The organism is Kordiimonas gwangyangensis DSM 19435 = JCM 12864 (genome assembly GCF_000375545.1).
In the GTDB taxonomy this organism is placed as follows: Bacteria; Pseudomonadota; Alphaproteobacteria; order Sphingomonadales; family Kordiimonadaceae; genus Kordiimonas; species Kordiimonas gwangyangensis.
On record NZ_AQXF01000003.1, the window covers coordinates 160,293 to 184,949 of the forward strand.

A 24,657-nucleotide genomic window follows, 5' to 3' on the forward strand; every position below is an offset into this window, starting at 1 on the left:
CCAAATTGGCTTTGGAGGCCGGCATTCTGCCACTGTTCACTCGAACAGAATAGACAATCTGGGGTTAGCCGAAACACTGGCTTGATTATGTTATGGGTGAATATTTAGCTATGTTGCGAACTTTCGCAACCCCCGATCATGAACACTTTTCATAAGATGATCTACTGTAACGGTAATTAGCTCGTGTTTTTTTCTCACTAACAGCGGATTGTCGGGAAATTTCGTACTCGTGTGAGCTGGACGCCGTCTAGAACAGCCCGCTCTCGTTTTCCTCACATACTTGAGACCAAGGTGTGACTGGACCTTCGTCGCGCCGGTGGTAGGGTGGCATCAAAGGAGAGACGAGCGATGATGATCAAATCCCGCAAGCCATGGCAAATCAGCGAAAATGAGGTTACGCCCGAGCAGCTATACCTGAACCGGCGCGCTTTCATTGGTGGTAGCGCGGGGGCTGCCCTTTTGGGCGTAACTGGCTTATCGCTCCCCGCAGGCGCAGCGACGGAACGGGTGCTCAATCCGCTTGCCTTTTCCAAGACAGCCTATGACCCGAAAGAGGCGCTGACGCCCTATGAGGCAGTAACCGCCTACAATAACTATTATGAGTTTGGTACTGGCAAGTCCGACCCTGCGGAAAACGCATGGCGTTTGCAGCCCAAGCCATGGTCGGTCAAGGTGGACGGGCATGTGGGCCGTCCGGGCATTTACGACTTTGAAGACCTCATTGACATGAAAGCGCTTGAGGAGCGCATCTACAGGCTGCGGTGTGTGGAGGCATGGTCGATGGTTATCCCGTGGATCGGTGTACCGCTTTCGTTGCTGATCAAGAAGTTCGAGCCGACGGCTGACGCCAAATATGTCGCCTTCGAAACGCTGGCTGACAAGAAGCAGATGCCCGAAGTGAAAGGCTGGTTCAACGTGCTCGACTGGCCCTACCGTGAAGGTCTGCGCATGGACGAGGCCATGAACGAGCTCGCCTTTATCGCGGTTGGTCTTTACGGGAAGGAACTGCCAAACCAGAACGGCGCACCGCTTAGGCTGGTGGTGCCGTGGAAATATGGCTTCAAATCCATCAAGTCGATTGTGCGTATCAGCTTCGTGGAAGACCAGCCCAAGACAAGCTGGAAAAAATCCGCACCCAGCGAATATGGTTTCTATTCGAACGTGAACCCCAATGTGGATCACCCACGCTGGAGCCAGAAGCAGGAGCGGCGCATTGGTGAGTTCGGCCGCCGCGAAACCCTGATGTTCAATGGCTATGAAGACGCTGTTGCGCACCTCTATCAGGGCATGGACCTGAGGAAAAATTATTAATGGCGATGCCACTCAAGGTATGGCGCTTTGGTGTGAAGCCCGCGGTTTTTGTGCTCGCGCTTCTGCCCGCGCTTTGGCTTGTGTCTGAGTGGTGGGCGGCCTTTCAGGGGCTGCCCAATGACCTCGGTTTCAATCCGAACGAGACATCGAACCGTTTCTCGGGCGATTGGGCGCTGCGCATGCTGCTGATTACCTTGGCGCTCACGCCGCTTGCAAAGTTGATCCCGTCCAACAAACCAATCATGTTCCGCCGCATGATGGGGCTGTTCGCCTATTTCTACGTGTGCCTGCACATGCTCAGCTACATCTGGCTTGATATGCTGTTCAACTGGCCGGAACTGTGGGCCGATGTGCTGAAACGCATCTATATTACAGTCGGCATGGCCGCCTTTCTGATGCTGACACCTCTTGCCATCACCAGCACCAAGGGCATGATCAAACGGCTGGGCGCGAAAAACTGGCAACGGCTGCACAAGCTCGTTTACGTGATCGCGCCGCTTGCCATTATCCATTTTTTCATGATGCGCAAAGGCCTACAGCTGGAGCCGCTCATTTACGGTGCTATCCTGCTCGTCCTCTTGCTGGCGCGCCTGCTGCCCAAGCGGCGCAGGAAAATGAGAGCCGCCTGACGCCCTTATTTGGGGCGCTTGGCCATCATTGCGTTCCCTCGCATGATCATGACTGTCTCACCCTTCTGGTTCCTCACAGTATAGGTGGATTTTACCAGGCCAATGTTTGGGCGCGATGCGGAATCTCGTTTTGCGGTCGTCTCACCCTCAACAGAGAGAATATCGCCCGGGAATACCGGCTTTTTCCATTCTACGCCATCAAGGCCGGGGGAGCCAAGGCCCGCGATTCCCTTGTCTTTCATATGGTCCACCATCATGCGCATCATCATCGCCGAGGTGTGCCAGCCGCTTGCGCAAAGTGCCCCAAAGACAGACTTCTTTGCAGCTTCATCGTCCAGATGAAAGGGTTGCGGATCGTATTTTGACGCGAAGTCGATGACCTCCTCGCGCGTCACCTTATAACTTCCGAATGTCTCTTTTTGACCAATGACAAGGTCTTCATAGAAAATTTTGAACATAAGAATACTCCCTGATTCTCTCAGTGAATTGGGGCGGTAGGTAGTGGAAGTCAAACGGTTAACGAATAGACAACGGAACGACAGTATGGTTGCATCAACGTCATGTCTGCAGTGTTGTATTCGGTGTCACCAAGCCAAAAGGACGCAGTAGGGGGGCTTATGGAAAATCTCGCGACGATCCGTGAAAAGGTAGTCAAAATTCTTCTTGTCTTTCTGTGGGCGCATATCCCCGCAGCACTCGTGCATGGCTGGTGGGCCGATAGCGGCGATACGCTTGTCCTCACCGGTCTTGTGACTGTTTTTGCCCTTTTGGCAACAGGTGCTGTCAAGGTGCTGTCTGATACCGCAGGGCGGATGGCGCTTGCTTTCCTTATGGTGCTGACGGTGGGTGCGCTGGTGGCGCTTTATGCCGCGCACCCCTGGCAGAAGGATGTACACCTTTATTTCGCGACCGTAATTGCGCTCCTCTCGTCCACATTCTGTTGGCGTAGCCTTGCTGTCGCCACCGGCACCACAATGCTCTACCTGCTCGTGATGAACTTTGTTGCGCCCTATTATATCTCAGGTGGGGAAGGGCACTTCCTTCAGACCGGATTTGAAATCCTTGCCTTTGGTGTGCTGAGCGTCGGCCTTTTCTGGGTTACCCATCTTGTGCGCGGTCTCTTTGAGACCGTTGAGGTCGAACACGAAAATGCAGTTCAGGAAGCGGAGCGCGCCCGCGCAGCCGGTGCGCTTGCGGAACAAGCAGCACTGGAAGCCAAGGAAGCCGCCGATGCTGCGGATGCCGCCCGCCTTGAGGCCGAAGCCCTCCGTGAGCAGCAGGTAGAGCAGGAAGCGCAGGCCGCTGCTGAGAAGCGCGCGATGCTTGAAGCACTGGCGCAGGAATTTGAACAATCCGTACAGCAGATTGTGCGTGAGGTTGTCTCCATGGCAGGCGGCATGAAGTCAACAGCGGTTGCCCTTCAGGGGCAGGCGCGTGACGGTATGCAAAGCGCCGAGAAAATCACATGGGCGACGCAGGATGCTTCCTCGAACGTGGAAGCAGTCTCCGGTGCGGCGACCGAGCTTTCGGGCTCCACTTCTGAAATTGCACAGCAGGTAGACCGCACCAACCAGCTCACCAATGATGCGGTGTCGCAAGCGGAAAGCGTGGCGGAACGTATCCGTGTGCTTTCTGAACGCGCGCAGGAAATTGGCTCTGTCGTCTCGCTGATTACCGAGATCGCCGAACAGACCAACCTCCTCGCACTCAACGCCACCATCGAGGCTGCGCGTGCGGGTGAGGTGGGTAAGGGCTTTGCTGTGGTCGCGACAGAAGTGAAAAACCTCGCGGGTGAAAGCGCGCGTGCAGCGGACGGCATCCACGAAAGGATCGGTGCGGTGCAGGACGCGACTGAAGCTGCGGTTGATGCGATCAACACCATCAATAACGTCATCCGGAACATCAATATCGGCGCCACAGCGATTGCCGCCGCGGTGGAAGAGCAGGACGCCGCAACCCGCGATATTGCAGAATCAGTGAAGCGCGCGTCGGAAGGTTCACGCTCTGCCGCCGATAATGCCAAGCTGGTTGAGGGCAAAGCCCGCGATTCTGAAAGTGGCGCGGTTACGGTGCTGGCGTCCATCGAACAGCTTGAGGCGCTGGCCAATTCGCTCGCGTCCGAGACAGACCGCTTCCTTGGTCAGGTCCGGTCCGGCGCATGACGCCAAAGGGCGGGGAGGGCACTAGCCTTTTGACAAGCGGCTTGGCGGGGACTGTTGGTATCGGCTTTTTCGTTCTTCTCGTTCTCGCGCTGGAGGGCTTGGTCGCTGGTTTCGCACTCCCGGTACCGTCAGCGGTTCTCGCCATGGCGCTGTTGACGGTATTCTTTGTATGGAATGGCGGGGTGCCTGCTTTTGTTGCGACAGGGGCGGGTTTCCTGTTTCGCATCTTCCCGCTTCTGTTCATTCCGCCGCTCGTGGGTATCGTCAAACTTCGCGATGTGGTGGTGGCTGAATGGCTATCGCTTCTTCTGGTCGTAACGCTCAGCACCGTCATGGGACTACTGGCGGCGGCAGCCGCCTACCGTATGTTTCACGGCAGAGGACGCGGAGCATGAGTATTCCCTACATATGGCTTGGTGTCACTGTGCTGCTATTCGCGCTCGGTGACTGGCTTTACCGGCGCTCAGGCGGGCGTGTCTGGTTCCATCCTATCCTTCTGCCGACTGTGCTATTGGTACTGTTGTTTCTTTTGAAGCCGGGGTTATTTGCCGCGTTCGAGCAGGACACCAACGTGCTCTATGCGGGCCTGCTGGCGGCTGTGGCGGCGCTCGCAGTACCGCTGTACCGGAACCTTGGTGTGCTCCGGCAGGAAAAGGCAGCTGTCGCTGCGGCAATCATCGGCGGGTCAGTGGCTGGCGTGACGTCAGCGCTTGGCATCATCGCGATCCTGTCAGCCGATGATGCGCTATATGGTGCGGTGGTTTCCAAGTCCGTCACCACACCCATTGCCATCTCCATCGCGGACGGTATTGGTGCGTCCGCCTCCCTTTCTGCTGCCACTGTTATCCTCACCGGCCTTTTTGCCGCCATCTTTGGGCCGCCTATATTGGCGAAGTGCGGCATCGATGATGACGTGGGAATGGGACTGGCGCTGGGCACAGCCGGGCATGCTATTGGCATGGCGGAAGCCGTGCGGCGCAGTGACGTGATGGGCGCTGCGGCAGCTTTTGCCATGGCCGCAAATGGCCTTGCGACAGCGGTGATTGTGCCGCTTGTCTGGCCCCTCCTCTGATCCTGCTTCCATCGGGCAGCACTATCAGGCAATCTGCCTTGGGGCTGGTATGTGCGGAGAGGTTATGCGGACTATTCATTCACTCGTTGGTGTGTTGCTCGGGTTGGCGTTTTTTGCATCCCCTGTGTCAGCTTATGACCAGCGTATCGAGGCTACCTATAATTTCATCTGGAATGGTTTTGTGGTGTTCACCGCGGATGTCGCGGTGGTGCATGACGAGGAAAACTATCAGGCCCGCATGGATATTCGTACCCGCGGCGTGGCGCGCCTTTTTAGCCGGGGCAACGGGACGCTCACGGCTGTGGGCAAACTCGGCAAAAACGGTGAAGTCTTGCCGCGTGAATTTGTCTCTGAAGGGCGCTGGAGTGGGGACGACTACCGCAAGGCGATGTGGTTCGATGAAGACGGCAAGTTTATCCGCTGGGAGCGGGACTGGCCGAAGAAATGGCTGGAAGACTATTCGCGCGAGCCAGTACCGGATGAGCTTAAACGTGGGCCGGACGGGCTTTCCGTTGTTATGATGCTGCTTGGCGAAACCTTACCGCGTGAGGTGCAGGTTTTTGATGGCGACCATGTGATGAAAATCGGTCTGCTCTGTGAGGAGAAAACCTCCATCATTGAAGAGAGCAACCACAGCCCCTTCTTTGGCCCCAGCCAGAAATGCCAGTTTGAGGGTGAGACCATCGCGGGCGAAATCATCGAGACGGAAGAGCAGATCAAAAAGCGCCTGAAGGAAGAAGAGAAGGCGCGCAAAAAGGCCGAGAAATACGCCCGTAAACATGGCGGTGAAGAACCCGATGATGAAGAGGGTATCCCCATCTGGTTTCAGGAGATCGAAGGCCTTGGTCACACACTTCCTGTGCGCGCGAGCTTCAAATCAAGCTGGGGCACGGTGCGTATGTATCTGAAGGAGCTCAAGACCTCCGACGGGCTTCATTTCTCCTCCTGATTTCTCGCGTGCATCACCACTTTGAATTTCGTGCGGGCTGTGACAGACTGCGCACCAATTCAGATCAGCATATGCACATAAAGGGGAGAAATATGAGACAGTTGCTGAAAAATGCGGTGGCGGGACTTGCACTTGCTGCAACGGGCGCACTTGGTGGGGCAGCCCTTGCGGACGTGACAATCATCCACGCCGGTGAACTGCTTGCGGTGCCGGGGAAAGCCGCGAAGAAGGAACAATCGGTCATCGTTGAAGACGGGCGCATCAAAGCTGTTGAGGACGGCTATGTTGATGCGAGCGCTTATGGCGACGACGCCAAGGTCATCGACCTCAAGGACGGCTTTGTCATGCCGGGCATGATGGACATGCACGTGCACCTGCAAGGTGAACTGGGCCCGAACGGCGACAGCGAAACCCTGCGCTGGTCGTCTGAGGAAGTGGGCATGCACAGTGTGCATTTCGCGAACAAAACCCTGATGGCTGGCTTTACAACCGTGCGCAATCTCGGGTCCTCTTCACCGCAGCATATGTATGCGCTCCGTAACGCGATTGCCCGCGGCTGGATCGACGGCCCGCGCATTGTGGCGTCAGGCGGCGTGTCACCAACGGGTGGCCACGGTGACGTAGACGGCATGCGCCATGACCTGCTGGAAAAATATACAGCTAAAACCATTTGTAACGGCCCGTACGACTGCCGCCGTGCGGTGCGTGAAGCGATCAAATACGGCGCCGATGTGATCAAAATCACCGCAACAGGCGGTGTGCTTTCCGACACCGATACCGGCACCGGCCAGCAAATGGCGGATGACGAGCTGAAGGAAATCATGGACACCGCGCACAGCCTTGGCCGTAAGGTCGCTGCCCACGCGCACGCGGCGGAAGGCATCAATGCTGCCCTGCGCGCCGGTGTGGACAGCATCGAACACGGTTCGTATGCGGACGCGGAATCGATCAAGCTATTCAAGAAAAGCGGCGCCTATCTGGTGCCTACCCTGATTGCGGGTGACACCGTTGTTGGCATGGCGAAAAGCAGCAACTTCATGTCCCCGGCTATCAAGGAAAAAGCACTGCGTGTTGGCGCTGACATGCTCAGCCACTTTGAGACTGCGCACAAAGCCGGTGTGAAAATTGCCTTCGGTACTGACAGCGGTGTGTCCCAGCACGGCACCAACGCCCGTGAGGCACTGCTGATGCAGAAGGGTGGCATGAAGCCGATGGACATCCTGAAGTCTGCCACGGTGAATGCGGCTGATCTTATCAATATGTCCGACAGCCTTGGCACCATTGAAGCTGGCAAACACGCTGACATCATTGGCATGCATGGCAGCCCACTCGAAAATCTCGAGGAACTGATGGACGTTGATTTTGTGATGAAGGCTGGCAAAGCCGTTAAAAACAAGTAGCATCACACTTGGAACGTGCGGTTGCCCTACGGGGCAGCCGCGCCCAGCCATTTAGCGGAGGCATGTTGCTTTGGGGTTCAGGATTAAAGACTCGCGTGCGTTTCTTGGCGCCCTTGCGCTCCTGATTGTCGGCGTCATCATGGCCTTCAAGGTCGGCTTCTTTTTTGCCCCCGATATCTTCGGCGACGGCATGCTCACCTCCCGCTGGTGGTGGGAGATCGTGCTCAACCTCCAAATCCTCTGTCTCGCTTTCATGTGGTTCTGCCATCATGACCGTATGGTGCAGTCCGACGGGCGCTGGCGCATGCGCGCGGTGGTGAACTTCATTGTTGGTATTATTTCAGTCTCTTACCCGGTCATGCTGTTGCTGATCGGGGCATATCTGGATTGGTTCCGTGCGGTTCCGCCTGAGGCGTCGGTCATCAAGCTGATGCTGATGGCCATTGCACTTTGGGCCTTTGGCGCCTTCGTGATGCCCATATTCACCACATTGCTGGTGGGTCGAGAAAATCTTGGCGAAAGCGGCCAGCACTTGGGCCTTAATCCCATGGCGTGGTTACGAACTTTCTGGCCAAGCTTCATCGTCGCGCTTATCATTGCCACCGAAAGCGTGCGGGGTAGTGAACGTCTCTATATGTTTGTGCCGATCTTCATGTACCTGCAGGGCGCCCTGCCGTACCTGAACAAGGCGCGCCATGCCTCGCCGCGTGACAGCGATATTTAAACGCTTTCGTTACTTTTACACTGTTAAGGTTCAGCCATCCAAAGGGGGCTGATGGCATTGAAGTTCAAACTGTCGCATGACCGTGCAATCCTGACCGCGATCGCTATGCTGATTACCGGCTGCATCCTCTCGTCCATGAGCATCTCCTTTTTCGATTCCATGAAAAATGCCGGGCTCAGCCGGTCGCGCCTGTGGTGGGAAATTGTCCTGAACCTGCAAATCCTGTGTGGTGCGCTTGTATGGTTTTCCTTTGTGGAGCGCATCAAGGCCGCGACGGGCGCGCGCTACTACATTCGCTGTGCGCAGTTTTTTGTGGCGCTGGTTGCTGTGTTGCTGCCGGTCGAGATTGGTCTCGCGGGCGCGGCGATTGGCTGGTTTGAAGACAAACCCGATCTGGCCGAACTGAACTGGATGATTCTCGCCTGCCTGGTCCTGTGGTCCATGGGCATGGCATTGCCGATTTTGACCCAGCGCATTGTTGAAGGCCGCTGGCGTATGCCACTTTTCTTCAGCGGCCTTGGCCCAGCCCGGATCCTCCTCAGGCTGTCGCCGCTTCTGATTGCCATCGCGCTCACGATCTTTGAAGAAACACGGGGCGGAGAGCTACACTACTACTACAGCCCGTTCCTCCTCTACCTTCAGGGGGCACTTTCCTATTTGCTAAGGGCCATCAGGATTGAATAAGCTCAGTTCACATATGTGAGGGGGCATCATTGAAAATCCTGTTGGAAAGCAGCGACTATACCGACGTTCTGATCAAGAAATCCCTGCTGGAGCAGGCAGGCTTTCTCGTACACATGGATAATTTTGAAGCAGGTAGCGTGATGCCGCATCTGGCGCTATCCCTCGGCTTTCGGCTTTGGGTGCCGGATGAAGAGTATGACGAGGCGCTAGCGGTCCTTCGTGAAACAGAAGTGCCTGCGGTAGCAGTTGATACGGATGCAGCTGATGCGATTGATCTATGTCCAAGCTGCGGGTCGGAGAATGTCACACGTTACAGATCGCCGCTTTGGCTCCCTGTGTTGGTGGTTTTGGAGATTTTCATCCCCGCGCCGGGTGGCAACCGCCGCAAATGTCGCGACTGCGGGCACAAATATAAAACAAGCGGCCCTGAGCTAACCGGGCCGCTTGCATTTCTGATCATTGCGCTTGTTGCGTGGGCGCTATTTTCTTGGTTCACGGTCGCTTAGTTCGCGAAACGGAAGTGCAGGACGTCGCCATCGACGACAATATATTCCTTGCCTTCAAGGCGCATCTTGCCCGCGTCCTTCGCACCCTGTTCACCGCCAAGGCTGACAAAGTCATTGTAGGCGATGGTCTCAGCGCGGATGAAGCCCTTCTCGAAGTCGGTGTGGATCACACCGGCGGCTTGCGGCGCTTTGGTGCCTTTGGTGATGGTCCAGGCACGCGCCTCCTTGGGACCTACGGTGAAATAGGTGATCAGCTCCAGAAGGTCGTAGCCTGCGCGAATGACGCGTGCGAGGCCGGTTTGACCGAGGCCGAGTGTCTCAAGAAACTCACCTTTTTCGTCTTCGTCTTCAAGCTGGGCGATCTCCGCTTCCACAGCCGCTGAAATCACCACGCAACCTGCACCCTGCGCTTCAGCCATCTTGGCCACGGCGTCAGAGAATTCGTTGCCTGTTGCAGCATTGTCTTCATCCACATTGCAGATGTAGAGGATCGGCTTCGAGGTCAGGAGCTGCATGCCGTCCAGCGTACGCTGTTCTTCCTCGTTGTTGATGGTCACAACACGGGCTGGCTTGCCTTCACGCAGGAGCGGGATGATGCGCTCGATCATATCCATCGTTGCTTTGGCTTCCTTGTCGCCACCTCGCACGCGGCGGCTCAAGCCATGGATACGGCCTTCAAGGCTCTCGAGGTCGGCGAGCATCAGCTCGGTCTCGATGGTTTCGGCGTCGGATACGGGGTCCACGCGGCCATCGACGTGGGTGATGTCGTCGTCTTCAAAGCAGCGCAGAACGTGGCAGATGGCGTCCGTCTCGCGGATGTTGGCGAGGAACTGGTTGCCAAGGCCTTCACCCTTCGAGGCGCCGCGCACGAGGCCTGCGATATCAACAAAGGAGAGCTGTGTCGGGATGATGTCTTTGGAGCCTGCCAGTTTGGCAAGCGCATACAGCCGCTCATCCGGCACAGGAACCTGGCCTACGTTCGGCTCAATGGTGCAGAACGGATAGTTGGCTGCCGCCGCATTCGCCGTATTGGTGAGCGCGTTAAAGAGCGTGGATTTACCAACGTTCGGAAGGCCCACAATGCCACATTTGAAACCCATTATTTGTCTCCCTTGTCCGCGCGGCCGATCAGGGCTTTGAGCGCGGCGGCCATTGGGCCTTCATTTGTTTTTGTCTCAGCCGGGGCTTTCGCCGGGCGCTTGGGCGCGGGCGGTGTTGCCTCATCGGTTTTTTTGCTGCCGTTTGGCCGCTGCGGTTGCAGGCGGCGCGCTACCTCGGTCATGAAGCGCGGATTGTCATAAGCCGCCAGATAGCCTGCTTCGTTTGCAATCGCGTCCAGCATGTCCTCGAGCGTGTTCTGCTCGGCTTTGGCAAAATCGCCTAGCACGTGGCCATGCACCCGTGCCTTGTCGCCGGGGTGGCCAATGCCGATACGTACGCGGGTAAAGTCGGGCCCTATATGCTGGCTCATCGAGCGGATGCCATTATGCCCAGCCGCACCGCCACCGACCTTGACCTTGATTTTGCCGAAGGCGAGGTCAAGCTCGTCGTAGAACACCACAACGTCAGCCGGTGTCAGTTTGAAGAAGCGCATGGCTTCCCCCACCGACTGGCCTGAGTTGTTCATATAGGTTTGCGGTTTGATGGCGATGATTTTCTCGCCGCCTAACCGGCCTTCGGCCGTTTCGGCCTGCCAGCGTTTGGGGCCAGCGGAAAAATTATGGCGCTCAACAATCCTGTCGAGCGCCATGAAACCAACATTGTGCCGGTGTTTCTCATACTGGCTGCCCGGATTGCCTAGACCGACAAAAAGCAGCATGGGGAAAAATCCTCCGGCAACAACTGGGGGCGAAAGCCGCCCCCATGGTTATTAGTCTTCGCTTTCTTCGTCAGCGTCTTCGTCGCTTGCAGCGTTCTCAGCGGACTTGAGGCCCGACGGTGCAACGATAGCGCAGATAACGAAGTCACGATCGGTGATCGTCGGCGTGCAGCCTTTCGGCAGGGTCACGTTGCTGATTTTCACGGATTCGTTGATGTCGAGAGCGGAAATGTCTGCTTCGATGAATTCCGGAATCGCGTCAGCAGGAACGTGCAGCTCAACTTCGTGACGGGTGTGGTTGATCACACCGCCGCGACGCAGGCCAGGGCACTTTTCTTCGCCGATAACTTTAACCGGAACTGCCATAACAACCTCTGCGCCTTTGCCAAGACGGAGGAAGTCGATGTGCATCGGAAGGTCGGTTACCGGGTGCAGTTGCAGGTCGCGCGGCAGAACGGTGGTTTTTTTCTTGCCAACCTGTACTTCGAACGTGTGGGACATGAAGCCACCACGGTTCAGAAGACGGATGATTTCGTTCTGCGGGATCTGGATGGATTCCGGTTCTTTGTTGTCGCCGTAGATTACAGCAGGAACTTTACCTGCACGACGCGCGGCGCGGGAGGCTCCCTTACCAATCCGTTCGCGCGGCTCAGCAACGATAGTAACAGCTTTTGCCATTCTATTTCTCCAAACTAAAACTCTGGGCCAGACCATCCGACCCGGAGACCGCCACTTCCTCCAGGGATGCAAGGGCGGGGTTCCCGTTGCAGGCGATCCCACAACGGTCGGGCGCGATTTACCGCGAAATGCCGGGAAATGCAAGGCACAAACGTGCAGTGCGGTGCGGTTTGCACAAATAGCCGGATTCGGCGAATACCGCTATGGTGGCGTTGCAGAACCGGGACTATTTCAAGTTTAAGCTGTAGAATGTGGTATTTTGATTGAATGGTTGGTGCTTACTCCGCGCATTCCCTGCCTGAAAACAATGGTTTCTGGGCATTGAATAAAAAACGAGCTAAAGTTTAGTCATTGTAAGGAGGGGGCTGTTGATAGTTCGTTTGGTGTGGCGTTCAGTAGTGCTGGCAATTGGGCTGACGGTGTTCTCGTGCGGGGCTATGCTGCGTGCGGACGATGAAGCTGTGCCGGTCAAGGTTGGCGGCTACCAGTTTGAGCCTTTTGTAGAAGGTTCCGGTGGTTTGTCGGTTGCGTTCGCCAAATTTTTGAGCGAGCAGCAGGCAGGGTATCAGTTCGAATTTGTCAAAATTCCTGCGCGCCGCCGTTATGATCTGCTCGTTAGCGGCAAGATCGATATGATCTTCTTTGAGTTGCCGCTTTGGGGTTGGAGCGAGCTTGCGGACGAAATTGTCACCTCAACCCCGCTTATCAAGGGGCAGGAGGTCTTCGTCGCCCGGCGCGACAACCCGCTTGGGCGGGACGTATTTGACGCCCTTCATAAAAGGCGCATCGCGCTCACCTTCGGCTTTCACTACGCGTTCGCCGGTCTGACATCCGACCCGGATGAGATTCGCGCACGCTATGATGTGGTGTTCGCGCAGCAGCAGCTTTACACGCTTCGTCACCTCATCAGTGGGAATGCTGACCTCGCAGTCCTGAATGACTTATTCCTCGCGCGACAGTTGGAGACAGAACCAGAGCTTGGTGATGTTCTTCGGGTCGGGGAACGGGTGGACCAGCGCTACGAGCTGCCGGTGCTGATGCGGAGAAATGGTCCGGTGAGCCAGAGGCAGATGAACGATCTCTTGGCAAAAGTCATGGAGGATGGCCGTTTTGCAAGGTTCCTTGCGGAGCAGGAAGCGCCGGCAAGCGCCATCATGCAGGAGTAGGGACCGCGTCCCTAACCTCTAGTCCAAAATAAAAAAAGCCCCGACACAGATGCCGGGGTTTTTGAATTTCTAGGCAGACCCAGGACTAATCGAACAGGCTTGAAACGCTGGTCTCGTGCGCGATGCGGTTCATCGCTTCCGCGAGCAGCGGTGCCACGGTCACAACCCGGATTTTCGGGTTGGCGATACCGGCTTCAGTCGGGCGGATGCTGTCGGTGATCACCAGTTCGTCCATCACGCTGTTCGCGATACGCTCATAGGCCGGGCCCGAGAGTACGCCGTGTGCCACGTAAGCGGAAACCGAGCTAGCACCTGCTTCATGGAGCGCTTTTGCTGCGTTGCAGAGCGTTCCTGCGCTGTCCACGATATCGTCGACGAGTACGCAGTGGTAATCCTTCACGTCACCAACGATGTGCATCACCTCGGAAACGCCTGCGCGTTCACGGCGTTTGTCGATGATGGCGATGGGCGCATCAAGGCGTTTAGCGTAAGCACGCGCGCGAACCACACCACCCACGTCAGGCGATACGATCATGGTCTTCTTGCCGGCGTATTTTTCTTTCAGGTCACGCACCAGTACGGGCATGGCGTAAAGATTGTCCGTCGGGATATCGAAGAAGCCCTGAATCTGGCCTGCGTGCAGGTCCATCGTCAGCACGCGGTCAGCGCCCGCGGTCGTGATCAGGTTGGCAACCAGCTTGGCCGAAATCGGCGTGCGCGGGCCGGGCTTCCGGTCTTGGCGGGCATAGCCGAAATAGGGGATCACTGCAGTGATCCGGCGGGCAGAAGCACGCTTGAGCGCATCAATGCACACCAGAAGTTCCATCATGTGGTCGTTCGCCGGGAAATTTGTCGGCTGGATCAGGAATACATCCTCACCGCGCACGTTCTCATGAATCTCGACGAATACTTCCTGATCGGAAAAGCGTTTAACAGCCGCTTTGGCGAGCGGCATGTTGAGGTAGGCGGCGATTGCTTCCGCCAGTTCCGGGTTGGAGTTCCCGGTCAGGATCTTCATGCCCATAAAGGCCTCCGTGCAATGAAGATGTTGCGTGTGCGCCTCGTTTAACAGCGCTTCACCGGGCTGTAAAGGCGTGAGGGCCCCCATGTGCGCATTTGACCGATGATTGGCGCAAAATGGGGCGCCCGCACATTATTATTACAAAAACTGATGTCAGGACGGGAGCATGATTGCCGAAAGCTGGCGGCCATAATCCGGCTCTTTCCGGTGAGTCGTGCGCCGGTATGAGAAATGTGCGTTGCTTGTGTACGTGTCGACCTCGACATCAAAAATGCCGCCTACGCCTGCATTCTCAAGGCGAGAGCGGACAAAAGCGGGCAGGTTGAACTGGAAATGCTCAGTGTCTTTGCCCGCAGTGAAAAAGCGCTCAAAGGCAGTATCTGCATTCAGAAATCGGTCGCGAAACTCTGTGCCGACCTCATAACTCGGCTGCGCAATAGTCGGGCCGATGGCGGCTTGGATGTTGCAGCGTTTTGCTCCCAAAGTCTGCATCGCCGTGACAGTGCTTGCCACCACGCCCCGGAATGCGCCACCCCAGCCCGCGTGCGCAGCGCCCACAACACCGGCCTCCATATCCGCGAACAGCACTGGGCAACAATCGGCGGTCAGGATGCCCAGGATCAGCCCTGGTCGCTTCGTCACCATGGCGTCTGCCTTGGGGCGTACTTCACCCCAGTCGCCAGTCACGACAGCGACATTGCTTCCATGCACCTGATAGCAGCTCAGGAGCGGCGTCCCGGCATTGCCAGACACATATTGCGCAGCGATGCGGCGATTTTCCGCAACCGCGGTTACGTCGTCATTTGAGCCTGGCCCGCAGTTCAGGCCTTCATATAGTCCTTCTGATACGCCATCCTCGCGGCTCAGAAACGCGTGCGGGAGTGCAATGTTCCGGGCTCTCAGGTGCTTGCTCATGCGGTGCCTTTGTCATTAAAGTTGCCTTCCGCCACGCACTATAAGAAACACAAAGCGGAATGGATATGCTTTTGCAGATTGGGGGAATTATGCGGCAGCTTTTGGGCTTGGTTTTGTGCACACTCTTTGCGCAGTCGGCATTCGCGGAAATTACGGGTCGTTTCACGTTTGAGAGGCTGGAGGCCGATGTCTGGCGCGCCAAATACTGCTTTGACGAGCCCGTGGATGCGCTGCGTTTCGAACGCCCGGTCGACGGCATGCGCGCGACCCACTGGCGGCCCCTGTTGCCAGAATTTGAGCTTACGGTCGAAGAGGACGGCAGCGCCAACATCACGCACCGGGACGGCGCGGCCTTCACCTGCACGGGTGTAGAGGTCGATAGCTTCACCGAAGTGCCGGTTAAAAACTACATGGCTTTTTCCAAATTCTCCGACGGCGGCATGTCGGTTTATATGGGCTATTATACCGGCACGGTATTCAAGGACGATGAATGGCAGGAATATAAAGTCTCCGCCAGCTATCGCGGCATGGAGGGGGAGCGTGTGATTACCCGCGACCTGCGCGCGCTTGATCACCAGTTTGTCTATTTTGGTAAGCAGGATGTGGTGGAAACGAAGGACGCCATCACGGTTGTGGACCCAGCCATGCCGGAAGCGGCGCGAAATGGGATTGAGCAGTCATTGCCGGAAGTCGGTCGCATGCTGTCGCGTATGTTCCATTATACCCCACGTGAACCCTATCAGGTCTTCATGGCGGCGGGGGAGTTGCTGACGACAGAGGGTAGCCACACCAAAGGCGGCACACTCAAGAACCAGATACTCTTTACTCTCAAAGGTAAAAAGGCGGCTGAGTGGGCGATCAAGTCCACGGATTTTTACCCGACCCTCGCGGCCCATGAACTGTTGCATCTTTGGCAGCAGGAAGTCTGGCTGGACCAGCTTGGCAATGACGCGGCGTGGATGCATGAAGGCGCGGCCGACGCGCTGGCGTTTGAGCTTATGTACCGCACGGGTGCGGCCACCAAGGAACAGTACAAAGCCCAGTGGCAAAAGGCCGAGACGCGCTGTGCCGATTTTATTCGCGAAACGAGCATGGTGCGTGCGCCGGATGAGGGCAAGTTTGAGGTGGTTTACCGTTGCGGCGCACTGGTGAACCGGTTGGTTGGCGAAGCGCTGTCGCCTGCCGACCCCGGCGAAGGTATTTTCCAGTTCTGGCAAGCGATGGCAGCGTGGGACGCGGTTACCATCAAGGAAACCCAGAGTGTGGAGCTGTTCAAAAAAACCATGGAAAAGCTCGGTTTCAACAACCAGCAGATCATCGCGCTTGGTCGCTTCACTGGGGAACAGCATGCCGATGGGCAGGTGAGCATCGATGTTTTGCGGAAGGTCCTTAAAAGCCGGGTGCCGGAGGCAATGACGGCGACTGAAGCGCCAGCACCTTGAACAGGGTGCCCATTTCATCGGGTGCCGTCAGGCGTTTGAGTTCACTGAGGATGCGGGCTTGTCCCGCATCGTCTGCCCGCGCGGCAAGTCCCTGCGCGCGTACACCAAGGCCAATGGCCATCAGGAATGCACCTTGCTCCGTGATCGTGGACGCGGCGGCGCCTTTCTCACTTGCGGCGTGTGCGAGCTGGTCAAACGCTACATGGGCGGTGAGGTCGGCAAGGCCGGGCTCCGCGAACGGGTCCACATACTCATGAGCTTTCAGGGCCTGAAAGCTGTCCCCGGGGGCTGAAGTTTTATAGCCATAGTCGATGATGAGCGCGGCGCCGGGGTGGGCGATAAGCCTTGCCGCAATCTCGCCCGCGACTGTCAGGCCCGCGGGGCATACCTCAGCGATGCTGCCGTCCGGGCCGGATTTCACTATCTCGGGTATGAGGCTGAGTTTCGCGCTGGGCGGCATCAGCACAGGGGTCAGCTCACTGCCCGCTTCGCTAACGCCGCGCTCCAGCCATTTGCCCTCCCGCTTCTCGAACTGGTGGATCGGGAGGGCATCAAAAAACTCGTTTGCGACAATGATGGAGGGGCCTTCAGGCACCTTTGAGAGATTGTCATACCACGACGCGCCGGGCACCTTTTCACGTTGCTGTGCCCGCAATTGTGTGCTGGTTTCCACAAAACAAATCTGTGCGGCATCCATGAAATCCTGCATTGCTTTCGCGGCGCGCTGCATGTCGGCCATCAAGGTGCCACGCCCGGGGCCTAGTTCAATAAGGTTAAACCGCCCCGGACGGCCCATGGCGTTCCAACGGTCCACACACCAAAGGCCCAGCATCTCACCGAACATCTGGCTGACTTCAGGCGCGGTAACGAAATCGCCCGCGGCGCCAAATACCCTCTGTCGTTGGTAGTAGCCATGCTCAGGGTGCATGAGGCACGTGGCCATATAGTCCGCAAGGCTCATCGGGCCATCAAGCGCAATACGCCGCAGCAGAATATCCTTGAGCGGACTCATGGTCAGTTGCCGGACCGCGCGCGTTTGATGCCCATATACATCAGCCAAGCGGCCAGCAGGAACATCGGCACACTCAGCATCTGCCCGCGCGAAATACCTGCCATCAGGCCAAGGTGGGCGTCGGGCTCGCGCACAAATTCAACGAGGATGCGCACAAGGCCGTAGCCCGCGAAAAAGGTGCCGGCGATAAAGCCGGGCGCCCGTTTGGCGAGCGGTGTTTTGTGGTAAAGCAGTTGCAGCAGCAGAAAGAGCACAATGCCTTCGCCAAAGGCTTCGTACAGCTGGCTCGGGTGGCGGGGCAGGCCAAGTGGGTCGCTTGGGAATACCATGGCCCATGGCACATCAGTGGGGCGGCCCCAAAGCTCACCATTGATGAAGTTGGCAAGGCGGCCGGTGAAGAGCCCGACAGGTGTCACGATAGCGATCAGGTCACCCACGCGCATGAGGTCCAGCTTGTGTTTGCGGCAGAACAGAATGAGCGCAAGCACAACACCAAGCGCACCACCATGGAACGACATACCGCCGTCCCAGAGGCGGAAAATGGCAATCGGGTTCTCAACATAAGCGGGCAGGTTATAAAAGAGCACATAACCGAGCCTGCCGCCCGCGATCACACCAATGATGGCCCAGGTCAGGAAATCATCCACATGGCTTGGTGCCATGGGTGCGCCTGGTTTTGTGGTGATGCGCCGGATATACCACCAGCCGAACAGAAGGCCCGCGATATAGGCGAGGCTGTACCAGCGTATCCCAAGCTCCGTCCCAAACATTTCGATTGGGCCGAGTGCAAAGGGATTAATATCGGGATAGGCGATCACCGCAAGCGGGCTCAGAAGCGACATAAGGATTTCCTGAAGCTGTTTCTGCCGTCATGCTTGGCCCGACAGGGCGGCCAAGTCAACCGGCAAGTCGGCATCCCGGCGCGCGGGTGCGCGAAGGTGTGTGCCATGCGGCAACTCGCCCATTGCAATCATGCTTCGTTTCGCCCATATGATAGGCAGGAATGTGAAGGACGGACCCATGCAAACCAGCAACAAATTCTTTGACGATCTCTCCAAACTTGCCACCGGTGCCGTGGGTGCAGCCCATAGCGTGAAGGGTGAAATGGAGCAAACGTTCCGGGCATGGCTTGACCGTCAACTCGCTGGTCTTGACCTCGTGAGCCGTGAGGAATTTGAAGTCGTGCGCGAAATGGCCGAGAAGGCGCGACGCGAAAACGAAGACCTGCGCGCCGAAATCGAGCTTCTCAAGAAGAAGCCTGCCAAAAAATAGTTCCGTTTGCGCAACAATCTTGCGATCTATTTTTTGCATGAAGTCTAAATTCTAACAGCTTGCGAACGCGACATTAATTAGCAATTTAGAACGGCGCTTCACTGCCTTATCCACAAGAAATATCCGTAATTTCGTAATTCGTCCTTGCCACAGAGTCTGCGCTTTGGCACGCTAGATATAGTGTTAAGTCAGATTAAGGGAGCCAGATCTCGTGATTCTGGTACTAAGACGACAACCACTATAATACCGGCGAAACCTGAAGTCGCCGGTGCCTCAAAGTCCGGCGGTTTCATCTCAAGGGGGATACGAGATGACCACGACGCTAAGTACCGGGCATTCCGAAGTTCTGAGCCACAATCCGGTAGACCTTGCTGAGGAGCTTGCCGGCGCCAACGACTGGCCTGTCGAGCGCCATGGCGAGGACGAGTTGACCATGTTCATCTCGGGGCAATATACCGACCTCCAGTTCCGCGTTTTCTGGCGCGAAGATTTCAAGACACTCCAATTTGCCTGCCTTTTCGATCTCCGCGTGCCTGAGGGCCGCAGGAGCGATATTTATCACACGATCGGGCTGATCAATGAGCGCATGTGGATCGGCCACTTTGAATATTGGGCTGAGGAAGATGCGCTCCTTTATCGGCACGCGAGCCTTGCCAACGACCCGCTTCTGGGCGCCATCGGCGAAGACCACATGAACACCATGGTGGAAACAGCACTTGGTGAGTGTGAGCGCTTCTACCCCGTCTTCCAGTTTGTGATGTGGGGTGGCCAGACGCCGGAGGAAGCCATCGAATCCGCCATGCTGGAATGCGCGGGCAGCGCATAACGCGTTGAGGCAAGGCACTATTCTGCTTGGCGCTTGAAAGCGTCTCACATAAAATGCGGGAAGGGGAAACCCTTCCCGTTTTTGTACGCGTGAGGAGGACTTGGGATGCAGGGGTTCAGTAGCGAGAAGCCGCTTCTTTTGATGGGCTGTGGCCGCATGGGACATGCGATGGCCATGGGCTGGTTGCGTGCCGGGCTTGCGCCTGAACATCTCTATGTTGTTGACCCTGCCGCACCGCCAAGCTGCTTGCCGAACATGGCTGAGGGGCATTTTGTCACCAACGCGCATGCGTTGCCGAACGGCCTCAAAGCCCGGGTGATTATTGTCGCGGTCAAGCCGCAGGTGATTGGCGGCATCCTGCCGCTTCTCACGCCTTTTGCGGATGAGGGGACGCTGGTGATCTCAGTCGCGGCTGGTGTGCCGCTCAGCATGCTTGAAGACGGTGTGGCGGTTGACGCGACTTATGTGCGCGCCATGCCCAACACACCAGCGGCCATTGGTGCAGGCATCACCGGCCTGACAGCGCGTGATGATATCAGCGTGGCAGACAAGGCACTGGCGCGCGAACTGTTGCATGCGGTCGGTGAAACCGTCTGGATCGCCGATGAGGCGCAGATGAATGCGGTGACCGCCGTTTCTGGCAGTGGTCCGGCTTATGTGTTTCATCTGGTGGAATGTATGGCGCATGCGGGTGCGGAGCTTGGTTTGAGCCCGGATGTTGCGATGCAGCTGGCGCGGCAAACCGTTATTGGCGCCGCCCGCCTGATGGATGAAGAAACCGAGGTCAGTGCCAGTGAACTCCGCCGTCAGGTCACAAGCCCCGGCGGTACGACCGAGGCAGCGCTTAAAGTCCTTGGGCACAGTGAAACTGGCCTCGCGGACCTTATGATGCGTGCGCTCGCGGCGGCCGAGCAGCGTGGGGTTGAACTGGGCGGCTAGGAGCGCGGCATAGCCTCATTCGCCTGCGCGTGTGAGGCCGTCTGTTTCCTCAATCGTCATCCAGTATTTGGCCGGGATGTTTTTGGTGCGTTCGCTCATGTCCGGTGTGTCGATCCAGAACACAGTGCGCGGCCGGGTGCGGATTTCGTCAAACGCCGCTTTGATTACCGGGTGATTCTCGAAAAGCTTCATATAGCTGCCGTTCTCATAGGCAGCCCGCAGCCCGCTTTCCACGATAGCGGCGAGATGCGCCTTATCACGCGGGACATAGAAGAAAGTATCGTATTTATACGCCACCATCATGTGGGGCTCGAGCATCAGGGCGTTCTCGGCGTCCGCACCTTCGCGCTTTATTTCAGGCAGTGCTTCGTTCATGCCGCGCGGGAAGGCAAGGAAGCGGTTGCGTTTCAGCATGGTCCAAAGCGCATCAGATGGCGCTGTGACTACCTCAAGGCCTGCTGCGCGCAGAATGCCGGTATCGGGCCAGGCACTGTTGCTACCAAAGCTGACCAGGCGGCGCAGGTCATCCTTGCTGCGTACGGTGGTGAATACACCGCTATTCTCCTCGCGGATGGCAAGGAAGCGGTAGCCGAGTAAGCCGCGGCTCACCGGAATATTGACCTGAAGGAAATCCTTTTCGCGCTCCGCCGAATAGCCGGAATAAAAGATATTGAACTTGCCCTCTTGCAGCTCACGCAGGGTGCGCTGCTGGGTGACGGTATGCTCAAATGTCTTGATGCTGTGCTCGCCGCCTTCGGTCGCTAGCGCCAGGTGCAGGACCTGAATGATGAAACTGTCATCGCTGTCGTACACCGGAATGCGGAATTCCTCCGCATGTGCAGTGCTGCACGCGAGGGGTGCCAAAAGCATATAGAACGATGCCAGAATCGTGCGTCTAAAAGTCATGTTTTTTCGTCTGTGCCGGGGCAGGCAGTTCGTTTGCCTACAAGTTTATCAAAGGAAAATCACAAACACTAAGAACTTCTGACGCGTGGCAGGTGAGCGAAACAGGTCTCACAAAAAAAGAGGCCCCGGCAAATCGCCGGAGCCTTGGAAAAAGTTTGTCAACATAGGGAGGTTCGTCGTGTCTCTTGGAAGAGACGGAACTGAAAGGGTCGGCCCCGGGGGGGAAGTGGGGGGAGGGGGGAGGAACCCCGGGACCGACCTTTGTGACGGAAAACCGTCAAACTCAGAAACTTGTCGCCGCTGAACTCGAAGCCAGGGGGGGAGATCGGGGGGAGTGATCGTGGCCCGTGTCCGGCGGCGTTGATGGGTATATATGGGCCAGCCGTCAAATAGAAAACCCATTTTTGTGTCGTGGCAGCCATGCGTTTTTTGCATGTCACATGCCTGACACATATTTGATTAACGAATGGCTTGTCATTGTTAAAAGATGATGCGTTGCATGCCGGGAAAAAGGCTATAATCTACAAATAATTAGCGGGGGAGATTACCATGAAGGTCAAGCATATCGCGGCTGTTGCGCTGTTAACATTTTCTTGTCCTACGCTGTCATTTTCAGCTGAAAATACATCCGAGGTTAATGAATTTAATGTTTTGAAGGCGCAATTGAGGGAGGCAACAGACCGTCGCGATGGTCAGATTCCTGCATTTGACGCAGCCCTTGAGACCGGAAATTTCGAAGCACTTGTCATGCTCGGCCAAATTGGCGGTGATGCATGCGATAAAATCATCCCTTATCTGGCGTCCAATGACGGCGCACGCCCCTATGCCCGTAAAGGTGCGATGCATTGCCATGATGACCGGCTCGCGGACGCCCTGCTTGCCTACACGGCGCCGCTTGCTGACAAAGATGCCGTTGACTACCTGCTGCCAGCGCTTGGTTTTTCGGGTGGGGAGGGCGCACGCGCGACCTTGATCAATAAGGTGAATGGCGTATTGCCGGGCAAACCTTTGGGTGTAGGCTATCCTGATAATGCCCGCACCTTGCCGCTATTTGGCCTGCTTCAGTCCGTTGTTTATGACCGCCTTGCGCCAGAGGCGGTGCCGGGGCTGGATTTTGAAAACCTACTGTTGCTGTCGCAGGAAATGGGCACGGCGGAGATGGCGGCCTACCTTCTGACTCGTTTCACCAAGCTCGATACCGTGCTTTCGCAGATAGATGTGGAAGACGCAATTGACCTTACCGACAACTACCCTGTGCGCATGTCGCTTGTGCGCGTTCTGCGCCAGTTTGGCGATGGGGCTGCCCCGAAACTGATAGAGCTGGCGGACGGCGAGGAAAAATCCGTCGCGATCGAAGCCGTGCGCGCAATGGGCCAACTGGCGGATGAGGCGACGATGAAATATCTGGTCAAGGCTGCGTCCAAGGGGGACGTGCATCGGCGGCAGGTGGCGATTGGTGCGCTTGGCGGCCGCGACAAGGGTGAAGCCATTGTCGTCAAGAAACTGAAGGAGTTGGTGGGGGAGAGTAACTCATGGCTCGCGGCAACGGCGCTTGAAAGTCTTGTGTTCCACGCCAATGACGATGCTGTGCGCTTTGCGTCCGGTTGGCTCAGTTCAGATGAATATTACCGCGCCTACAAAGCCATGGGTGTGCTCAGCCGCTCGGACGAAGGCAAGGCTGCGCTGCAGGTGTTTGCGGACGCGAACAAGGGTACCGCACGTGGGCGCGATGCGGCCATCACGCTCGACCCTTCCATTGAGGAGCGCACCACGCCGCGCGCCACGCCAGAATTTGCGAAAGCGCAGTCTTATCAGACCAAGCTCCTCAAGTTGACCACCACGCGCGGTGAAGTAGTGATCGCACCCAGTACTGAAGCGCTCTACGCCGTTGCCAGTTTCTTTGAACTGGCGGAAGCCGGCAAGATGGATGGCATGATCTGGCAGCGTGTGATCCCCAACTTCGTCGCGCAAGCTGGCCTTGTGGCGGACACCTCAACCGATGACTGGGGCAGTATCCGTGAAGAGTGGTTTGAAAGTGACCACCGTGTGGGCACTATGGGTGTGGCAACCGCCGGCAAGGACACGGGCAGCACACAGTTCTTCATCAATACCGCGCACAACATCCACCTCAACAACCGCTATACGGTGTTCGGGCATGTGATTTCGGGCATGGATGCGGCCTTCGCGCTTGAAGAAGGTGATGTCATCACCAAAGCAGAACTGGTGGACGCAAACTAGAGGATATTACTCTCGGCCCTGATCTGGCGGATCATGAAATCGCGGAACAGGGCCACACGGAGCGAGCCACGAAGTTCCGGCGCATAACAGTAGAAGGCGTTAAAGGGCGTGCCTTCCACCTTTGGCAGCACACGCACCAGCTTCTTGCGGTTATGCACCAGATAGTCGGGCAGCACGGCGATGCCCATGCCCGCTTCAACCGCATGAAGAACACCATAAAGGTTATCGATCTGCAGGCGCGGGATACGGTTCTTGCGCGGGTTACCAACGGTCAGCAGCCAGTTGAGGCCCCGGATGGTGGGCACGTTTGATACACCAAAGGTGATCAGGTCATGCGCGTCGAGGTCATCGGTCGTGATTGGCGTGCCGCGTTTGTCCAGATACTCGGGGCTCGCATAAATATGGCTGTGGAAGGTGGCGAGCGGACGCTGGATAAGTTCCGCCTGCTCCGGCTCATGTAGCCGGATCGCCACGTCAGCCTCACCGGCGGAGAGGTCAAGGTCAGCGTCATCGAGAATAAGCTGGATGTTGATGTCCGGATATTCGCTCATGAACTGTTCAAGGTGAGGGGTCAGCCACACGGCGCCAAATGTCACCATGGTGGTCACGCGCAAGAGGCCTGAGGGGCGCTCCCGGCTTTCCATCAGGCTGCGTTCGGTCTCCTCGATGCGCAGCATTACCTCGCGGGCGGTGTTATAAAGTTCCTGCCCTTCCTGTGTGAGCACAAGGCCACGTGCGTGCCGCGTGAACAGCGAGACATTCAGACTCTCTTCCAAAGACCGGATCTGGCGGCTGACGGCGGATTGGCTACAGTTCAGGCGTGCACCCGCATTCGTGAAGCTGCCGCTTTCAGCGACAGTATGAAAGATGCGAAGCCTGTCCCAATCCATGTCCTATCTCCCTGGGTGCGGAGGTGACGCAAACATTGCCGCAAGCCCTTGTTTTGCATACTATATGAAGCGCCCACAGGGGCAAGTCCAGATTGG

The 24,657-nt window shown here is 56.9% G+C and carries 26 protein-coding genes; 16 read left to right on the top strand and 10 right to left on the bottom strand.

Annotated features, from left to right (window positions below; genetic code table 11):
* Window positions 1-348: 348 nt before the first annotated feature.
* The gene (gene msrP, locus B150_RS0109055; RefSeq protein ID WP_020399595.1) at window positions 349-1,311 is read left to right on the top strand and encodes a protein-methionine-sulfoxide reductase catalytic subunit MsrP; all 963 of its coding nucleotides are present in this window, start codon (window positions 349-351) and stop codon (window positions 1,309-1,311) included.
* Window positions 1,311-1,940, top strand: a complete 630-nt coding sequence (locus B150_RS0109060; RefSeq protein ID WP_020399596.1) for a protein-methionine-sulfoxide reductase heme-binding subunit MsrQ — start codon at window positions 1,311-1,313, stop codon at window positions 1,938-1,940. The genes msrP and B150_RS0109060 overlap by 1 nt, the downstream gene beginning before the upstream one ends.
* A 5-nt stretch (window positions 1,941-1,945) precedes the next feature.
* Here the strand turns inward: B150_RS0109060 and B150_RS0109065 are convergent, their stop codons facing one another.
* Window positions 1,946-2,398 carry a MaoC family dehydratase gene (locus tag B150_RS0109065; protein WP_020399597.1) on the bottom strand — a complete coding sequence of 151 codons (453 nt, stop codon included), beginning with the start codon at window positions 2,396-2,398 and terminating at the stop codon, window positions 1,946-1,948.
* 159 nt (window positions 2,399-2,557) lie between these two features.
* On the opposite strand from B150_RS0109065, the gene B150_RS22310 reads away from it, so the two are divergent.
* The 8 genes from B150_RS22310 to B150_RS0109105 all read left to right on the top strand — a co-directional run bounded on the left by B150_RS22310 (window position 2,558) and on the right by B150_RS0109105 (window position 9,437).
* The gene (locus B150_RS22310; RefSeq protein ID WP_020399598.1) at window positions 2,558-4,102 is read left to right on the top strand and encodes a methyl-accepting chemotaxis protein; all 1,545 of its coding nucleotides are present in this window, start codon (window positions 2,558-2,560) and stop codon (window positions 4,100-4,102) included.
* 29 nt (window positions 4,103-4,131) lie between these two features.
* Window positions 4,132-4,497, top strand: coding sequence for a CidA/LrgA family protein (locus B150_RS20350; protein WP_162139679.1), 366 nt, complete (start codon window positions 4,132-4,134; stop codon window positions 4,495-4,497).
* Complete coding sequence (locus B150_RS0109080; protein ID WP_020399600.1) at window positions 4,494-5,174, top strand: LrgB family protein; 681 nt, start codon at window positions 4,494-4,496, stop codon at window positions 5,172-5,174. Before B150_RS20350 ends, B150_RS0109080 begins: the two co-directional genes overlap by 4 nt.
* 64 nt (window positions 5,175-5,238) lie before the next feature.
* The gene (locus B150_RS0109085) at window positions 5,239-6,123 is read left to right on the top strand and encodes a DUF3108 domain-containing protein (protein WP_020399601.1); all 885 of its coding nucleotides are present in this window, start codon (window positions 5,239-5,241) and stop codon (window positions 6,121-6,123) included.
* Window positions 6,124-6,215: 92 nt separating this feature from the next.
* A complete protein-coding gene (locus B150_RS0109090) occupies window positions 6,216-7,523 on the top strand; it encodes a metal-dependent hydrolase family protein (protein WP_020399602.1) in 1,308 nt (435 codons plus the stop codon).
* 70 nt (window positions 7,524-7,593) lie between these two features.
* A complete protein-coding gene (locus tag B150_RS0109095) occupies window positions 7,594-8,247 on the top strand; it encodes a hypothetical protein (RefSeq protein WP_020399603.1) in 654 nt (217 codons plus the stop codon).
* A 51-nt stretch (window positions 8,248-8,298) separates the two neighbouring features.
* Window positions 8,299-8,931 carry a hypothetical protein gene (locus B150_RS0109100; RefSeq protein WP_020399604.1) on the top strand — a complete coding sequence of 211 codons (633 nt, stop codon included), beginning with the start codon at window positions 8,299-8,301 and terminating at the stop codon, window positions 8,929-8,931.
* A 29-nt stretch (window positions 8,932-8,960) separates the two neighbouring features.
* On the top strand, window positions 8,961-9,437 hold the full coding sequence (locus tag B150_RS0109105) for a putative signal transducing protein (RefSeq protein WP_020399605.1): 477 nt from the start codon (window positions 8,961-8,963) through the stop codon (window positions 9,435-9,437).
* Here the strand turns inward: B150_RS0109105 and ychF are convergent.
* From ychF to B150_RS0109120, 3 genes are read right to left on the bottom strand one after another with little or no spacing between them, the layout of a single operon-like run.
* The gene (ychF, locus tag B150_RS0109110; RefSeq protein WP_020399606.1) at window positions 9,434-10,537 is read right to left on the bottom strand and encodes a redox-regulated ATPase YchF; all 1,104 of its coding nucleotides are present in this window, start codon (window positions 10,535-10,537) and stop codon (window positions 9,434-9,436) included. The two genes, B150_RS0109105 and ychF, sit on opposite strands and share 4 nt — an antisense overlap.
* The gene (gene pth / locus B150_RS0109115; RefSeq protein WP_020399607.1) at window positions 10,537-11,256 is read right to left on the bottom strand and encodes an aminoacyl-tRNA hydrolase; all 720 of its coding nucleotides are present in this window, start codon (window positions 11,254-11,256) and stop codon (window positions 10,537-10,539) included. The genes ychF and pth overlap by 1 nt, the downstream gene beginning before the upstream one ends.
* A 51-nt stretch (window positions 11,257-11,307) precedes the next feature.
* Window positions 11,308-11,934: a 50S ribosomal protein L25/general stress protein Ctc gene (locus tag B150_RS0109120; RefSeq protein WP_020399608.1), complete on the bottom strand. Its 627-nt coding sequence runs from the start codon at window positions 11,932-11,934 to the stop codon at window positions 11,308-11,310.
* Window positions 11,935-12,302: 368 nt separating this feature from the next.
* Here B150_RS0109120 and B150_RS0109125 point away from each other — a divergent pair, with 368 nt between their 5' ends.
* The gene (locus B150_RS0109125) at window positions 12,303-13,100 is read left to right on the top strand and encodes a substrate-binding periplasmic protein (RefSeq protein ID WP_155860013.1); all 798 of its coding nucleotides are present in this window, start codon (window positions 12,303-12,305) and stop codon (window positions 13,098-13,100) included.
* 85 nt (window positions 13,101-13,185) lie between these two features.
* Here B150_RS0109125 and B150_RS0109130 read toward each other — a convergent pair whose 3' ends face one another.
* On the bottom strand, window positions 13,186-14,118 hold the full coding sequence (locus B150_RS0109130; protein WP_025896303.1) for a ribose-phosphate pyrophosphokinase: 933 nt from the start codon (window positions 14,116-14,118) through the stop codon (window positions 13,186-13,188).
* A 156-nt stretch (window positions 14,119-14,274) separates the two neighbouring features.
* A complete protein-coding gene (gene pgeF, locus B150_RS0109135) occupies window positions 14,275-15,036 on the bottom strand; it encodes a peptidoglycan editing factor PgeF (RefSeq protein WP_020399611.1) in 762 nt (253 codons plus the stop codon).
* Between the two features lie 89 nt (window positions 15,037-15,125).
* Between pgeF and B150_RS0109140 the strand changes: the two genes are divergently transcribed.
* The gene (locus B150_RS0109140) at window positions 15,126-16,478 is read left to right on the top strand and encodes a hypothetical protein (RefSeq protein ID WP_155860014.1); all 1,353 of its coding nucleotides are present in this window, start codon (window positions 15,126-15,128) and stop codon (window positions 16,476-16,478) included.
* Here B150_RS0109140 and B150_RS0109145 read toward each other — a convergent pair.
* Together B150_RS0109145 and lgt are read right to left on the bottom strand one after the other, a co-directional pair.
* Window positions 16,426-17,490: a class I SAM-dependent methyltransferase gene (locus B150_RS0109145; protein ID WP_020399613.1), complete on the bottom strand. Its 1,065-nt coding sequence runs from the start codon at window positions 17,488-17,490 to the stop codon at window positions 16,426-16,428. The two genes, B150_RS0109140 and B150_RS0109145, sit on opposite strands and share 53 nt — an antisense overlap.
* Window positions 17,491-17,492: 2 nt before the next feature.
* The gene (lgt, locus tag B150_RS0109150) at window positions 17,493-18,332 is read right to left on the bottom strand and encodes a prolipoprotein diacylglyceryl transferase (protein ID WP_020399614.1); all 840 of its coding nucleotides are present in this window, start codon (window positions 18,330-18,332) and stop codon (window positions 17,493-17,495) included.
* Window positions 18,333-18,510: 178 nt separating this feature from the next.
* Between lgt and B150_RS0109160 the strand changes: the two genes are divergently transcribed.
* The 3 genes from B150_RS0109160 (at window position 18,511) to proC (ending at window position 20,527) form a co-directional block, all read left to right on the top strand.
* Window positions 18,511-18,762, top strand: a complete 252-nt coding sequence (locus B150_RS0109160) for an accessory factor UbiK family protein (protein WP_020399616.1) — start codon at window positions 18,511-18,513, stop codon at window positions 18,760-18,762.
* Between the two features lie 310 nt (window positions 18,763-19,072).
* The gene (locus B150_RS0109165; protein WP_020399617.1) at window positions 19,073-19,588 is read left to right on the top strand and encodes a type III secretion system chaperone family protein; all 516 of its coding nucleotides are present in this window, start codon (window positions 19,073-19,075) and stop codon (window positions 19,586-19,588) included.
* Window positions 19,589-19,693: 105 nt separating this feature from the next.
* Window positions 19,694-20,527: a pyrroline-5-carboxylate reductase gene (proC, locus tag B150_RS0109170; protein ID WP_020399618.1), complete on the top strand. Its 834-nt coding sequence runs from the start codon at window positions 19,694-19,696 to the stop codon at window positions 20,525-20,527.
* A 15-nt stretch (window positions 20,528-20,542) separates the two neighbouring features.
* Here proC and B150_RS0109175 read toward each other — a convergent pair whose 3' ends face one another.
* The gene (locus tag B150_RS0109175; protein WP_155860015.1) at window positions 20,543-21,433 is read right to left on the bottom strand and encodes a hypothetical protein; all 891 of its coding nucleotides are present in this window, start codon (window positions 21,431-21,433) and stop codon (window positions 20,543-20,545) included.
* 663 nt (window positions 21,434-22,096) lie between these two features.
* Between B150_RS0109175 and B150_RS22315 the strand changes: the two genes are divergently transcribed.
* Complete coding sequence (locus B150_RS22315; RefSeq protein WP_162139680.1) at window positions 22,097-23,671, top strand: peptidylprolyl isomerase; 1,575 nt, start codon at window positions 22,097-22,099, stop codon at window positions 23,669-23,671.
* Here B150_RS22315 and B150_RS0109185 read toward each other — a convergent pair.
* Window positions 23,668-24,561 carry a LysR family transcriptional regulator gene (locus B150_RS0109185; RefSeq protein ID WP_020399621.1) on the bottom strand — a complete coding sequence of 298 codons (894 nt, stop codon included), beginning with the start codon at window positions 24,559-24,561 and terminating at the stop codon, window positions 23,668-23,670. The genes B150_RS22315 and B150_RS0109185 overlap by 4 nt on opposite strands.
* Between the last annotated feature and the right edge of the window lie 96 nt (window positions 24,562-24,657).

What these genes read in the sequence shown, in the direction of transcription:
- B150_RS22310 (WP_020399598.1), top strand. Translation starts at nt 2,558, where the DNA reads ATGGAAAATCTCGCGACGATCCGTGAAAAGGTAGTCAAAATTCTTCTT.
- B150_RS0109100 (WP_020399604.1), top strand. Translation starts at nt 8,299, where the DNA reads ATGGCATTGAAGTTCAAACTGTCGCATGACCGTGCAATCCTGACCGCG.
- pth (WP_020399607.1), bottom strand. Translation starts at nt 11,256, where the DNA reads ATGCTGCTTTTTGTCGGTCTAGGCAATCCGGGCAGCCAGTATGAGAAA.
- B150_RS0109080 (WP_020399600.1), top strand. Translation starts at nt 4,494, where the DNA reads ATGAGTATTCCCTACATATGGCTTGGTGTCACTGTGCTGCTATTCGCG.
- B150_RS0109175 (WP_155860015.1), bottom strand. Translation starts at nt 21,433, where the DNA reads ATGACTTTTAGACGCACGATTCTGGCATCGTTCTATATGCTTTTGGCA.
- B150_RS0109085 (WP_020399601.1), top strand. Translation starts at nt 5,239, where the DNA reads ATGCGGACTATTCATTCACTCGTTGGTGTGTTGCTCGGGTTGGCGTTT.
- lgt (WP_020399614.1), bottom strand. Translation starts at nt 18,332, where the DNA reads ATGTCGCTTCTGAGCCCGCTTGCGGTGATCGCCTATCCCGATATTAAT.
- pgeF (WP_020399611.1), bottom strand. Translation starts at nt 15,036, where the DNA reads ATGAGCAAGCACCTGAGAGCCCGGAACATTGCACTCCCGCACGCGTTT.
- B150_RS0109160 (WP_020399616.1), top strand. Translation starts at nt 18,511, where the DNA reads ATGCAAACCAGCAACAAATTCTTTGACGATCTCTCCAAACTTGCCACC.
- B150_RS0109165 (WP_020399617.1), top strand. Translation starts at nt 19,073, where the DNA reads ATGACCACGACGCTAAGTACCGGGCATTCCGAAGTTCTGAGCCACAAT.
- B150_RS0109140 (WP_155860014.1), top strand. Translation starts at nt 15,126, where the DNA reads ATGCGGCAGCTTTTGGGCTTGGTTTTGTGCACACTCTTTGCGCAGTCG.
- B150_RS0109145 (WP_020399613.1), bottom strand. Translation starts at nt 17,490, where the DNA reads ATGAGTCCGCTCAAGGATATTCTGCTGCGGCGTATTGCGCTTGATGGC.
- B150_RS0109130 (WP_025896303.1), bottom strand. Translation starts at nt 14,118, where the DNA reads ATGAAGATCCTGACCGGGAACTCCAACCCGGAACTGGCGGAAGCAATC.
- B150_RS0109185 (WP_020399621.1), bottom strand. Translation starts at nt 24,561, where the DNA reads ATGGATTGGGACAGGCTTCGCATCTTTCATACTGTCGCTGAAAGCGGC.
- B150_RS0109120 (WP_020399608.1), bottom strand. Translation starts at nt 11,934, where the DNA reads ATGGCAAAAGCTGTTACTATCGTTGCTGAGCCGCGCGAACGGATTGGT.
- B150_RS0109065 (WP_020399597.1), bottom strand. Translation starts at nt 2,398, where the DNA reads ATGTTCAAAATTTTCTATGAAGACCTTGTCATTGGTCAAAAAGAGACA.
- proC (WP_020399618.1), top strand. Translation starts at nt 19,694, where the DNA reads ATGCAGGGGTTCAGTAGCGAGAAGCCGCTTCTTTTGATGGGCTGTGGC.
- msrP (WP_020399595.1), top strand. Translation starts at nt 349, where the DNA reads ATGATGATCAAATCCCGCAAGCCATGGCAAATCAGCGAAAATGAGGTT.
- B150_RS0109060 (WP_020399596.1), top strand. Translation starts at nt 1,311, where the DNA reads ATGGCGATGCCACTCAAGGTATGGCGCTTTGGTGTGAAGCCCGCGGTT.
- ychF (WP_020399606.1), bottom strand. Translation starts at nt 10,537, where the DNA reads ATGGGTTTCAAATGTGGCATTGTGGGCCTTCCGAACGTTGGTAAATCC.
- B150_RS0109090 (WP_020399602.1), top strand. Translation starts at nt 6,216, where the DNA reads ATGAGACAGTTGCTGAAAAATGCGGTGGCGGGACTTGCACTTGCTGCA.